Origin of the sequence: Acinetobacter sp. AOR01_HL, from assembly GCF_027855455.1 — a bacterium.
In the GTDB taxonomy this organism is placed as follows: Bacteria; Pseudomonadota; Gammaproteobacteria; order Pseudomonadales; family Moraxellaceae; genus Acinetobacter; species Acinetobacter baumannii.
Map to the genome: position 1 here is coordinate 1 of NZ_JAKTIM010000028.1, position 14,389 is coordinate 14,389.

7 protein-coding genes are annotated in these 14,389 nt (G+C 43.0%); all 7 read left to right on the forward strand.

Annotation, left to right across the window (positions count from 1 at the left end; all coding sequences use genetic code 11):
* The first annotated feature begins 34 nt into the window (after positions 1 to 34).
* The 7 genes from MKL62_RS08640 (at position 35) to MKL62_RS08670 (ending at position 14,337) form a co-directional block, all read left to right on the forward strand.
* A complete protein-coding gene (locus MKL62_RS08640; RefSeq protein ID WP_001040033.1) occupies positions 35 to 967 on the forward strand; it encodes an IS5 family transposase in 933 nt (310 codons plus the stop codon).
* A gap of 498 nt (positions 968 to 1,465) precedes the next feature.
* The gene (locus tag MKL62_RS08645) at positions 1,466 to 3,355 is read left to right on the forward strand and encodes a fatty acyl-AMP ligase (protein ID WP_030423779.1); all 1,890 of its coding nucleotides are present in this window, start codon (positions 1,466 to 1,468) and stop codon (positions 3,353 to 3,355) included.
* A 50-nt stretch (positions 3,356 to 3,405) separates the two neighbouring features.
* Positions 3,406 to 5,181 carry an acyl-CoA dehydrogenase family protein gene (locus tag MKL62_RS08650; protein WP_109850637.1) on the forward strand — a complete coding sequence of 592 codons (1,776 nt, stop codon included), beginning with the start codon at positions 3,406 to 3,408 and terminating at the stop codon, positions 5,179 to 5,181.
* The gene (locus MKL62_RS08655; RefSeq protein WP_001030690.1) at positions 5,178 to 5,438 is read left to right on the forward strand and encodes an acyl carrier protein; all 261 of its coding nucleotides are present in this window, start codon (positions 5,178 to 5,180) and stop codon (positions 5,436 to 5,438) included. Before MKL62_RS08650 ends, MKL62_RS08655 begins: the two co-directional genes overlap by 4 nt.
* Positions 5,435 to 9,394 (forward strand): non-ribosomal peptide synthetase, encoded by a 3,960-nt coding sequence (locus MKL62_RS08660; RefSeq protein ID WP_030423777.1) that lies wholly within the window; start codon positions 5,435 to 5,437, stop codon positions 9,392 to 9,394. Before MKL62_RS08655 ends, MKL62_RS08660 begins: the two co-directional genes overlap by 4 nt.
* A gap of 24 nt (positions 9,395 to 9,418) precedes the next feature.
* Positions 9,419 to 13,069: an outer membrane lipoprotein-sorting protein gene (locus MKL62_RS08665; protein WP_030423776.1), complete on the forward strand. Its 3,651-nt coding sequence runs from the start codon at positions 9,419 to 9,421 to the stop codon at positions 13,067 to 13,069.
* Positions 13,066 to 14,337, forward strand: coding sequence for a DUF1302 family protein (locus MKL62_RS08670; RefSeq protein WP_030423775.1), 1,272 nt, complete (start codon positions 13,066 to 13,068; stop codon positions 14,335 to 14,337). The genes MKL62_RS08665 and MKL62_RS08670 overlap by 4 nt, the downstream gene beginning before the upstream one ends.
* Positions 14,338 to 14,389: the final 52 nt, after the last annotated feature.

Consider the following 14,389-nt stretch of genomic DNA (forward strand, 5'->3'; position numbering starts at 1 on the left):
TCTCTAAAGGCTTATTCCACAATATAATTTTGAGATGAATAAGCCTACACCTAAAATCTACCGTACAACCAATTGGCCCACATACAACCGAGCTCTCATTAATCGTGGGAATATTGCCATTTGGTTTGATCCCAAAACACAATGGTATGCTCAACCAAAAAGCCAACATGGTCGAAATCAAACTTATTCCGATACAGCCATCCAATGCTGCTTAATGATTAAATCCATATTTCGTCTTTCTCTACGCATGGTCACTGGCTTTGTACAAAGCCTGATTAAACTTTGCGGATTAGATTGGACAGCGCCAGACTATACGACGCTTTGCAGAAGACAAAAACATATTGATATTGCGATTAGCTACCAAAAAAGTAGCAATGGTCTACATCTACTCGTAGATTCAACTGGTTTAAAGTTTTTGGGCGAAGGTGAATGGAAACGGAAGAAACATCAGCCTGAATATCGTCGACAATGGCGTAAGCTTCACATTGGTATAGATGCTGAAACGCTGCAAATACGTGCAGTTCAGCTCACAACGAACAATATCAGTGATTCACAGGTGCTCGGTGATTTACTTGGTCAAATACCACTTGATGAGCGAGTAGATTCTGTCTATACCGATGGAGCCTATGACACTAAATGCTGCAGACGAGTGATCTCAGATCGTCAAGCATATGCGGTGATTCCGCCAAGAAAAAATGCGAAACCGTGGAAAGATACAAAAGTTCATTCGCAAGAGAGAAATGAATTACTAAAAACAGTTAAGCGTCTAGGAAGAGCCCTTTGGAAAAAGTGGTCTGGTTATCATCGGCGAAGTTTGGTCGAAACCAAGATGCATTGCATCAAATTATTAGGCGATAAACTCTACTCAAGGAATTTTGACAGCCAAGTGAATGAGATCCATGCACGTGTAGCCGTATTAAATAAATTTACAGAATTAGGCAGACCTCATACCCAAGTTGTAACCTAAATTTTAGCAACTTAGGAAAACTTTACCTTCAAAGGCTTTATGCAACAAAGCCTATTATATTCATAAGTATCTATATAAATATAATAATCTAATTTTTAATTTATATTATTTTTTATAAAGTTTTTAAAACTATTTAATCTAGAGTTAAAAATAATAATAAAGAAACTGTTTAAGAGTAAAAACCTTCAAAATCTTGGCTTGTGCGTATCTAAATTAAGAATAGGTGAGACGTTAATTTTAAATAATGATAAGAAATTAAAAATATATAACTGAACAAAAAATGATTCATATAAGGGATTTAGCTTCTTAATTTTCGATAAGAGACCACTAACCTGTAAACACTTACAGGTGTAATAATTAACACTCATGCATAAAATATAATGTGAATTTATATTTTAAATAAAAAGTATATTTATTCTTTATTAAGAAACCTAGCAAGAAATGTCGTTTCTGAATTAGCAGATTTTAAAGGTTAATTATAATTAATCGGAGTAAGTTATGGCTGTAATGTGTACGGATAATATCATTGCAACTTTGGAATCCCACGCAAAATTAAATGGAAATAAGATCGCTTTTGAGTATTTGGGACGCCAGTCTGGTGGTATTCAATCTCTGACATATTCAGATTTGAATGAGCGAGTTCAACATCAAGCCCAAATATTAATGAATCTTGTAGACAGTGGTGACCGTGCCGTATTGCTGTTCGAACCTGGGTTGGACTTTATCGTATCGTTCTTTGCCTGTTTGAAAGCTAAAATTATTGCAGTACCAGTCAGCTTACCGTTTAACCGTAATGGTTTTTCTAATATTTTGAATATTATGAATGACTGTGAGCCTAAGATTGTACTCACAACAAAAAAGATTCTTGAGCTAGCAGGTCTTATCACACTAAAAGCTCAAAATGAAAATTTGATATTACATGCTGTTGATGCCGAATTGCAGCGTGACTTGGTGGAAAAGGATTTTCCGCTTATTACTGAAAAAGATATCTGCTTCCTTCAATATACCTCAGGCTCAACAGGCTGGCCTAAAGGCGTAATTGTTACTCATAAAAATATTATGGCCAATGAGGTCATGATTGCTGAAGCTTTTGGTACACAACCAGAAGATGTTGGCCTGACGTGGCTGCCTGTTTACCACGATATGGGGTTGATTGGCTCGGTTTTGCAAACCGTATATGTGGGACTGACTTGTTATGTCATGTCGCCGCTGGACTTCATTCGAAAACCTCTTAAATGGCTACAATTTATTAGTGAAAAAGGCGTCACGATTAGTGGTGGACCAAACTTTGCCTATGAATTGTGTCTACATCGCATCACTGATGAGCAGGCTGCAGCGCTTGATCTAAGCCGTGTGCGTGTGCTGTTTAATGGTGCCGAGCCGATCAAGGCCCATGTTATGCAACGCTTCATGGAAAAGTTCAATACACAATCAAGGCTCCGACTTGATACTTTCTTGCCATGTTATGGCTTGGCAGAAGTGACGCTCTTAGTCAGTGGCGTAACTGGCCCTCTCAATGCAATTTCACTTGATCGTGACAAGTTAAATGCCCATTTGGTACAGACCAGCCAAGATCAGACAGCCGTGCAAGTAGTGAGCTGTGGCAAGATCTCGAAATATATTGATTGTCGTATCGTTAATCCTCATACCCGTAAAGAGGTAGCGGCTCATGAAGTCGGTGAAATCTGGCTAGCAGGTGAGAGTGTCACTGCAGGTTACTGGCAAAAGCCGGAAGTTAATCAGGAAACCTTTGAAGCAACGATCCTTGATGAGGCGGGACAACCTAGCCAAGTACACTACTTAAGAACGGGTGATATGGGCTTTATCAAAAACGGAGACCTTTATATAACCGGCCGCCTTAAGGATGTGATTATCATTCGTGGCAAAAACTATTATCCGCAAGATATCGAATGCTCTGTTGAAATGGCACATCCTGCTGTTCGTAAAGGTTGTGTTGCGGCAGTGAACTTTGCTGATTCTGAAGGGGTTACGGTTGTACTTGAGATTAAGAAAAAGTCCTTAGATAAGACACTTAATTTTGAAACCATCAGAACTCAAGTTAAAGAACAAGTGGCGGCTGATATTGGCTTGCCTGTAGACGGTGTCTATTTACTGCACCAAGGCCGAATAAATAAGACCACTAGCGGCAAAATTAGAAGAAGAAAAATTAAAGAGCAGATCGAACGCGGTCAACTGGTCTGTTTAACCCATCCAAACCGTAGAACGGTGATTGCTCGAAACTATGTCAAGAACGGCTTAGACGTCATCCGTGATCGTGAGCAGCGGGGGCAGCTGATTCGTTATAGCTCCAATCTACTCAACTCAATGATCAAGGAACGTGAAGTACGCACGCTGATTTTTAATCGTCTGAAAAGTGCTTTGTTTTAACCCTTATCTTTTAAATCCTTGAGTGAAAATCCATGTCACTTACGTCCAATTTGCGGCAGTTTCAATCTGCCGCTCGTCTGGAGCAAATTTTAGGCTCCGTACATGATACCAATAATGATTTTTCTTGGTCCGCAGCTATCGAGCGTGATGAGAAAGAGCAATATCCACAGCGAGCTGTTGATTTTCTGAATGCGGTGGGTATGAACCGTTTCTATGTGCCTTCAGAGCTTGGAGGCCGTATGGAAATTGGTGAAGAGTTGTTATATCTGCATCGCGTGTTGGCACGACGCGATCTGACCATCAATTCGACCTATAGCACGAATGCTTGGTCTGTGATCGTATGGATCGGTGGTAATGCGAATCAATGCCAAAACATCGCTAACCGAATTTTAAGTGGTGCTGCTCCAGCATTAGCTTATAGCGAGAAAGCGCATGGTGCTGACCTGTTATCTAGTGAAGTGACTGCGCAACCTTCCGACAGTAAGTACGTCTTAAATGGCGAGAAATGGTCGATCAATCGCGCCACTCTAGGTGACTCTTTAAGTCTAATCGCTAAAACGTCAAATGATCGTGGACCCCGTAGCCTGAGTGCATTCTGGCTCGATAAGCGTCATATGGCTTCTAAAGGTACGTATAGCCTGAACCGCCTGCCAACAGTGGGCATGCGTGGTTTAGATATCAGCGGTATTGGTTTTAATAACGCTGAAATTCATAAAGATGCCCTAATCGGTGAAGAAGGCCAGGGGTTAGAACTTGGACTTAAGACGCTACAGGTAACACGTGCATATTGCAGTAGTTTCTCTCTAGGTGCCGGCGATACGATGCTACGCATCGCAACCGAGTTTGCGATTGAACGCGAGTTATATAAGAAAAAAGTAATAAGCATACCGTTGGTACGTGAGCAACTCGCTACAGCTTATGCCTACCTTTTAGCGGCTGAGGTGTTATCACTTGTTGGTGCGCGAGGGTTACACGTTTGTATCAATCAATTCAGTACATGGTCACCAATCGTCAAGGTACTGGTGCCTGAATATGTAGAGTCGCTTGCCAAAATCACATCCTCAGTGCTTGGGTCACGTTTTTTCTTAAGAAATGCATATGCAGATGGAATGTTCCAGAAAGCATTCAGGGACCATCTGATTGTCAGTGTGTTTGACGGTAGTAGCACCGTCTGTCTAGACAGTCTGAGTTTTCAGCTCAAATCTGCCAATAAAGGGCGCAGTAAAAAAGCCGACCATCTCAATCAAGCTGAAGCGAAAGCACGCTATCGCCAGTTATATGACTTACAGGTAGAGACAGGTGCTATTGATTTCCGTGAGCTTGAGATTTTCAACCGAGATGGTGACTTGGTGATGGAGTCACTCGAAACAATCATCGAAATGCTCAACGACTCTAATGTCACAGTTGGGTTGTCTGCTGAGACGCTAGCTACGCTACATGAGCGAGCAAACCAGCTTCTTGTTGAACAGCGTTCATTGGATCAAAAAATTCAGGACTACTTTTCAAATTCTGAGCAAAGCAAGGAGTTTGAAACGATGCGCTTCAGTCTTGCCCGTAACTATGCCGAGTTATTCGCTCGTATTGCTGTGTTGGGTTTCTGGGTTTTTAACCGCCATGGTTTAAGGCCTGCTTTACAGAATGGTGCATGGCTGATCATTTTCTTAAATGCTGCTGAAGGGCAGACAGCTCCTCCTATGACGTCACTACGTGAAAGCACATTGGCAGATCTGCTGGACCGAATTTCAACCAATCACATGTTATCTGTCATCGATTTTGCACTGGCACCGCGTGATGCCAAACCGGTTAAAAAGGAGATTACCCCATGAATAAAGATAAAGCTTACTGGAGCGCAATCATTCGTACGCTAGTCGCTAAAGAGATGCGCGTAGAGCCTGAGACGATTGATCCAGATCAAAAATTTACCAGTTATGGTCTTGATTCGATTGTTGCTTTGTCTGTGTCTGGGGATTTAGAAGATCTGACGAAATTAGAACTTGAGCCAACACTATTATGGGATTACCCAACAATCAATGCGTTGGCTGAATATCTTGTTTCTGAGTTGCAGCAGGGAGTTGCTTCATGAACAACCTTGCACGACTAGAACCAGAAGTTCTGTCGCGTCATGCGATTTCTGCAGAGCAGCTTGGCATTTGGTATATCCAGCGTCTTGAGCCAACTTGCAGTGCTTACAATATGGTGGTGGCCTTTGATGTGAAGGTTAACCAACCATTAGGTAACAAGCCAATAGAAATACTAGAAGCGGTAATGCATGATTATCCGCTACTGCGCGTAAGCATGCCAGCCAATGATCAGGGAATTGAGCAACTCATCTGGGATCGCGTGTACCCGAATATCATCTTTTCTGATGCTCGTCATATTGAAGCTTCTGATTTGACGCAATTGGTTGAACAGGACACCAAGCAGCCATTTGACCTGACTCAGCCACCGTTATGGCGTATTCATTGTTATGAACGAGGTCAAAATCATTATGTAATCGCATTTGTGATTCATCATGCGCTCATGGATTTTTGGTCAATTGGTCTATTGCTGCGAGACGTTAGCAAACGTTTTGGACTTGTTGCAGAGTCGGATGCAGTGAACGGAATCGAGTTTGCACAGTATGCCGATAAGCAGCAGAGCAGCGTGATTGATGATACTGATGAGAGCTTAATTTTCTGGAAAAATGCACTGAAGCATGCACCACATGTGCATAGCATTCCGCTTGATTACCCCCGTCCAGCCGTACAGCAACATAAAGGTAGTTCACTGGTTTTCCGTGTGCTTGAGTCAGTGTCATCTGGTCTTGTAAACTTAGCAAAAGATTATGAGATCACATTGTTCGGGCTTGTGCTATCTGGCTTTTATATTTTGCTGCACAAACTATCTAATGAAAATAATCTAGTGATTGCTACGCCCGTAGCAGGTCGACTTGAACGTTCTTTACGTAATGCATTGGGTCAGTTTGTCAACACGATTGCTATTCACATAGACATCGATGCTGATCAGACTTTACGTCAATTTACGCAGCAGGTTCAGGAACAATTAAGACAGTGCCTTAAGCATCAAAAAGTTGCCTTTTCTAGAGTAGTTGAAGCTGTCTCACCAAAACGTGATGGCAGTATTAATCCATTGGCTCAGATAGGAATGTTCTGGGAACGTCTAGGTGGTATGGATGAGTTTAAAGAACTGCTCCTACCAATTCAGACTCCAGCTACTTTGGTTGGACAAGATTTGACATTAGGAAGTTTTCCGGTTCGCCAGCAAGAAGGACAGTTGGATATTACGCTGGAAATGGGCGGTGAATATCAAGGTGAACTCGTTGGCGTATTGAAATACAACACTGATCTATTTTCTGCACAGTCTGCCGAGAATATGGTGCAACTGCTGCAAGCTGTACTCGCAGAGATGGTGGCCCATCCTGAACGTAAGATCGTTGAGTTAGATATCGCACCTGATTATAAAGATGGCATTCAGTTCGAGGCCCTCCGTGGAAAGATGACTGATTATGCTCAATATGATCTATTCGCAATGATTCTAAAGCAGATTGAAGAGCGTGGTGACAATCATGCTTTGACCTCAAACGATCATGTGGTTAGCTATCGTGAGTTAGGTCAACATATTGCTGGTATTGCTGAATATTTACGTATACACGGTATTACTCAGGGCGATCGTGTAGGTCTAATGTTAGACCGCACAGCGTTATTGCCAGCAGCAATCCTTGGGATCTGGGCGGCAGGTGCAGCTTATGTACCACTGGATCCTAATTTCCCAACTGAACGTCTACAGAACATCATTGAAGATGCCGACCCTAAAGTCATCTTGACTCAAACCGAGTTAATGGATGCTCTTAACATTTCTGTGCCTCGCTTAGATATCAATCAAGCTGGTGTTGTGGCACTTGAACAAGTGCGCGAGACGCTTGCCTTTGGTGATATAGCTTATGTGATGTACACATCAGGCTCGACAGGTAAGCCTAAAGGTGTCCGTATTGGGCATCCTTCAATTATCAATTTCTTGCTATCTATGAATGATAGATTGCAAGTAACGACTGAAACTCAGTTGTTAGCAATCACCACGTATGCATTTGATATTTCAATTCTTGAATTACTCATTCCGCTAATGTACGGCGGTGTGGTCCATGTTTGCCCACGTGAGGTATCACAAGATGGCAATCAATTGGTGGATTATCTAAATGCCAAGTCTATCAATATCCTGCAGGCAACACCGGCTACTTGGAAAATGCTCTTAGACAGCGAATGGAGCGGCAATGCGGGGTTAACGGCACTCTGTGGAGGCGAAGCGCTAGATACTATTCTGGCAGAAAAACTACTCGGTAAAGTCGGTTGTCTATGGAATGTCTATGGTCCGACCGAAACTACAGTGTGGTCTAGTGCGGCTCGTATCACTGATGCAAAGTATATTGATTTAGGTGAACCACTGGCGAACACCCAGCTTTATGTTCTTGATGAACAGCAGCGTTTAGTTCCTTCAGGCGTTATGGGTGAGCTTTGGATTGGCGGTGATGGTCTGGCAGTTGATTACTGGCATCGCCCTGAACTGACAGATGCCCAATTTAGAACATTGCCATCTCTACCAAATGCCGGCCGTCTCTACCGAACAGGGGATAAAGTCTGCCTACGTACAGATGGACGCTTGACTCATCACGGACGTCTGGATTTTCAGGTCAAGATTCGTGGGTTCCGTATTGAACTAGGTGAAATCGAGAATGTCCTCAAACAGGTCGACGGTATCACAGATGCAGTAGTGCTGGTTAAAACTACAGCTGACAACGACCAGAAACTGGTGGCTTATTTAACCGGCCATGAGATTGATATTGCTGATTTGAGAAAGACCATGCAAATCCATCTTCCAGCTTATATGGTGCCAAGTGCGTTTATCCGATTGGATGAGTTTCCAATGACGGCCAACAATAAGTTGGACCGTAAGGCATTTCCTGAGCCAGTGTTTGAGCAGAGCAATGAGTATGTTGCACCGCGTGATCCGATTGAAATCGAACTGTGTACTACCTTTGAACAAATCTTGTCGGTCAAGCGAGTTGGTATACATGATGATTTCTTTGAATTAGGTGGGCATTCACTATTAGCTGTGAAGCTTGTCAATCATCTCAAAAAGGCTTTCGGTACTGAACTGTCAGTTGCTTTGTTGGCACAGTACTCCACTGTGGAACGTCTGGGTGAGATCATTCGTGAAAATAAAGAAATTAAACCATCCATCATAATTGAGCTGCGCCGTGGAACCTATGAACAACCACTGTGGCTGTTCCATCCAATTGGTGGCAGTACCTTCTGTTATATGGAGCTTTCGCGTCATCTCAATCCGAACCGTACCTTACGTGCTATTCAGTCTCCTGGACTGATTGAAGCCGATGCTGCGGAAGTGGCAATTGAAGAAATGGCGACGCTCTATATTGCTGAAATGCAAAAGATGCAGCCTCAAGGACCTTATTTCCTCGGTGGCTGGTGTTTCGGTGGGGCGATCGCATACGAGATCAGTCATCAGTTGCGTCAAATGGGACAGCAGGTCACAGGGATTGTCATGATCGATACCCGTGCTCCAATTCCAGAGAATGTGCCTGAAGATGCCGACGATGCCATGCTTTTGTCTTGGTTCGCCCGTGACTTGGCTGCACCTTATGGCAAAAAGTTGACAATCCCAGCGCAATATTTGCGTGAGTTGAGTCCAGATCAAATGTTTGATCATGTACTTAAAGAAGCTAAAGCCATTAATGTTCTGCCTCTCGATGCAGACCCATCAGATTTCCGACTTTACTTTGATACCTATTTGGCGAATGGCATCGCACTCCAGACCTATTTTCCAGACCCTGAAGATTTTCCAATCCTTTTGGTTAAGGCAAAAGATGAGCTGGAAGATTTTGGGGAAAGCTTAGGTTGGGATCAACTGGTCAAAGACACGTTTACACAGGTGGATTTGCCTGGTGACCATTCATCAATTATGTACGCTGAGAATGTCGTGGCTGTAGCCCAGACCATTGATCAGATGTACCCAATTCCTGCATAAGAAATACAAGAAGGTAGAACCACTATGGTGACCATAGAACATGCTTTCCTCATACCGGCCGAGATTGACAAGGTTTTCAACTACCTTGCAAACCCGGCCAATGATGCAGGTTGGCAATTGTCGTGTAAGCATTCTGAATTGCTAGACAGTACTCCGCGTGTGGGCAGTAAGTACGAAATCGGTTTTAGCTTTATTGGTCGTGAAATGTCCTTTAAAGGTGAAATTACACATCTGGTACCGAACGAATTGTATGCGTTTAAAGTAGTGGAAGGACCCTTTCACTACACAGGTACTTACCGTTTCAAACCACATCCGGAAGGTACATGGATTGAATGGGTGTTTGAAGCAGAGCCAGGTAGTTTTTTTGGTGTATTGCCGCCAGCACTGCTAAAAAAGATGGTGCTCGCCCAGTTCAAAAAAGATGTCGACAATCTTCAAGCATTGGCTCAGAAGGGTGAAGCCTATGAGTCAGTTGGCAATGAAAATAAACCAATTCTCGAAACCAATAGACCACCTCATAAGACTCAACAAATGATGGAGAGATACGCGCGTTGGATTCTTAGCCACCGCCGTATTGTCTTGACTGTGGTGATGCTCTTAACACTTGCTCTGGCATATCTTGCATCTGGTGTAAAAATTATTATTGACCCAGATGCACTTGCACCTAAAGGGCATCCTTACATCACCTCGACCAAGCTGATTGAAAAGAAATTCGGCTCCAAATATATGGTCGTGATTGGTATTACTCCGAAGCAGGGTGATATTTATCAGCCGCAAGTATTGGAGAAAGTCAAACGCATTACCGAAGAAGTTGACAATGCACCGGGCGTGGTCCGTTCCACCATGATGAGTTTGGCTGCACGTCAGGCGAAAGGTATCGAGGCGAATGCAGAAGGGTTCGATGCCAAGAAACTATTGCCGAGTAGTTCAGTCACTCAAGAAGATATCGATCACCTGAAAAAACTGCTGACACTGAATCCAACCTATATGAATTCAGTGGTATCTAAAGATCAACGAACTGCTGCGATTCTGCTTGAGCTTGAGGAAAGTCCAGAGGGCTTCCAGAAAATGATGGGCCCGATTAATAAAATCGTAGAAAGCGAACAATCTAAAGATATGACCATCAGTGTCGGTGGCAATCCTGTGTATCTGGATAAAGCTGAAGACTACTCTAAGCGTATCAATATCTTGTTCCCGATTGCCGTATTAGTGATTGGTTTATTGCACTTTGAAGCATTCCGCAGCAAGCAAGGTTTGATTCTGCCACTCGTTACAGCTTTGTTGGCTGTGGCATGGGGTATGGGCATGATGGGCTTGTTCAAACAGCCAATGGATATCTTTAACTCGCCTACGCCAATTCTGATTCTGGCCATCGCGGCAGGGCATGCCGTGCAGTTGCTCAAGCGCTACTATGAAGATTTTGATCGTCTGATTGCTCAAGGGATGGAGCCTAAGGCTGCCAATAGCGAAGCTGTAGTGCAGTCTTTGGTTCGTGTTGGTCCAGTTATGGTGTTGGCTGGTGGTATTGCAGCAGCTGGATTCTTCTCTCTGTTGACCTTCAACATTCCAACGATTCGTTCATTTGGTATTTTTACAGGAATCGGGATCATCAGCACGTTGGTGATTGAGATGACATTTATTCCGGCACTCCGCTCAATGTTGCCACCACCTTCGGTTGTGAAGGTTAAACGTAAAGGCCTGCCAATTTGGGATTGGATTCCAAACCGTATTGGTGATGTCATTTTGTCAGCTCGTCCGCGAATGATGTTAATGACTGCAATTGCTGCGATGGGTGTCCTTCTTGCGATCGGCACGAGCCGTATTGTGGTAGACAACGACAGCCGTAATTTCTTCTCTCGTGACTTACCAATGCAACAAGACGACAGATTCTTGAATCAGTCTCTCGGTGGCACAAACAGCCTTTACATTATGGTTGATACCAAAGTTCGTGATGGTATTGAAAACCCTGAAATCCTAAAAGCGATTGATAATACAGAAAAGTTCGCGAACTCAATTCCAGAGGTCGGTAAAACCATCTCTATCGTGGACTATATCAAACGAATGAATCAGGCAATGAATGCTGATCAGCCACAAGCATTTCAGGTTCCTGCAACCAAAGATGTCGTTGCTCAGTATCTGCTGCTGTATTCAATGTCTGGTGAGCCGACTGATTTTGATTCATACATTGATACCACCCAGCGCTATGCCAAGATCACGATTCTTCTGAAAACTGGTAGTAATCATCGCATTAAAGAAATCCTTGAGTCGCTAAAAACGTATATGGCGGGTCAATTGGGTGATAAGGCTGTAGTAAGTTTTGGTGGTGATGTAACGCAGACCATTGCTTTGACTGAAACGATGGTTCACGGCAAGCTCATGAACATTCTACAAATTTCATTTGCCGTATTCTTTATTTCAGCATTGGTTTTCCGTTCGATTTCAGCTGGACTGATTGTTCTGACTCCACTTCTGTTCTCAATTCTTGCCATCTTTGGCGTGATGGGCTGGCTCGACATTCCACTCAATATTCCAAACTCACTCATCTCGGCCATGGCTGTAGGTATTGGTGCGGATTATGCCATCTACTTCCTCTACCGCTTGCGTGAAATCTTGCGCGAAGAAGGCGGTGATATCAAAGACGCTATTCGTAAAACTTTAAGTACTGCTGGTAAGGCATCTCTTTTTGTCGCGACTGCGGTTGCTGGTGGGTATGGCGTATTGTCCTTATCACAAGGCTTTCACGTCCATCAATGGCTCGCGATGTTTATTGTGATTGCGATGCTTTTCAGTGTATTTGCAACCTTAATTATGGTACCTACAATGATTCTAATATTAAAACCTCGTTTTATCTTTTCTTCAAAGAAGAAGAGCATACCTGTTGCACAAACTGTGGTGACAAGCCTTTTGTTGGGTACAGTGCTCACAATGTCGATGCCTAAAACATCTCATGCAGATGAAGTTCAAGATATTGTTAATCGTAGTGATGATGCCTCTAAGTTCTTGTCTTCAACGGCTAGTGCCAAATTTATTTTGACCTCTAAAAATGGCGAGCAACGTGTACGTTTAACTAAAAATATGACCAAGCTTGCTGGAAATACGCAGAACAACATGCGTTTGACTGAGTTTATCTCGCCAGCAGATGTCCAAGGAACCACGACGCTGTTAATTGAAAATGCAAAAGGCAGCGATAGCATGTTCGTCTATTTACCTGCATTGAAAAAAGTACGCCGTCTTGCCTCAGCGAATAAAGGTGATGCTTTTATTGGTACGGACTTTAGTTATGGTGATGTTCTTGGCTATAAGCTCAGTGATTGGAAGTATACGAAACTGGCAGATGGCAAATTTAATGGCAAAGATTGCTACATGATTGAAGCAACGCCAATCAATAATACGGTGAAGAGTGACTTTGGTTATAGCAAACGTCGTATGTGCATACTCAAAGACAACTTTGTTACAGCAACCATCGACATTTGGGATACAGCAGGCAAACCATTAAAACATATTGAATTCACCGATATCCGTCCTTACGGCAAAGTGAAACCAAGATGGCAAGCCATGAAATCTATGGCGAAGAATCTGCAAACTCAACATATGACGCAAGTGATCGTCAATGATTTTGCGGCAGAAAAAACCTTGTCCGATAAGCTTTTCTCACCGCAGAGTCTTGAGAAATGACGCAAGGTGCCTATTGGGTATTTGTATGCTGCAGTAGCTTTATGCTACTGCAGCATACTTATGCAGATGACAGCGAAATGAGTTTTGTGAGCCAAAACTCAGCGAGACTCGATGTGTGGTCATCAGATCGTGATTTAAGTTCGTTAAAAAACATTGGGCAAGCAAGTTTCTGGTCCAATGGTACGCTCAAGTTTAACCCTGCATTTAAGCTACATTACGACATAGTGGTTTCAGACGAAACGGACCACACTGTAAACCCAGATCAGGTGAGTAAGGTAAATCGTAACTTACGTGAGTTGTATGCGTCATATAATTGGGACCAGACCATCTATGTCGATGTTGGTCGTCAGATTGTAGTTTGGGGGAGAGCTGATGGGATTAACCCAACGGATAACCTATCGCCTCGTGACTATACGCGTCTAGTACCAGATGAGACAGATCAACGTCTGGGAAATGATGCACTCAAATTGACGTATATTCCTGAATCTGGAACCAATAAATGGACGGCATTGTGGTATCCGCGTAGTCGTTCAGATGTGATTCCATTGCGTCAGATTGCTGGTGTTCAGTATGACATAGACCGTAAGAGCCGTCCTGCATTTGCAATGCGTTGGGATTATTCCGTAGATGGTCTAGATGTAGGGGCATCCTATTTTTCAGGATTGGATCACATGCCTGATTTATCACTACAGTCGTTATCTCCAACAGGGGCAACATTACAACTGAAAAATAATCCTATATCTGTCTATGGGTTTGATTTCAGTTATAACCATAACGATCTCGTATGGCGCGGTGAAGCTGCATATACAAAGACTGACTCGAATGGTAGCGAAGATCTTATCCATAAGAAAAATAATTTAACTGTGGTTATGGGGCCGGAATGGTCATTAAAAAATTCTACGCTGAGTTTAGTAGGCGTATACAAGCATACAGAGGACTTCAAATCTGCCGATAACCTAACAAATCCATTAGTGAGAGAAGTCTACCGTTATCAGCAAACGATTAGTGATCAATATGAGCAAGATCAGTATGGAGCTATGCTGCGTTATGCGCTTAACCTATTGAATGACAATTTAAAGTTAGAATTTACAGGATTCTATTTTGCACCAGAGCCTAATGAATTGTTGAGAGTACGTATTAACTACAACCTCAATGATCACTGGCAGTTGAATGCAGGCGGAGATCGCTTCTGGGGCAGAAATGATACGGTACTAGGACAATTTAGAGATAACAGTCTGGTGTATGCCCAGGTTCGATATAACTTTTAAGATAACTCGCTTCAAAACAATGCTGGAGTGCCCAGCACCTAATAAGGTGATT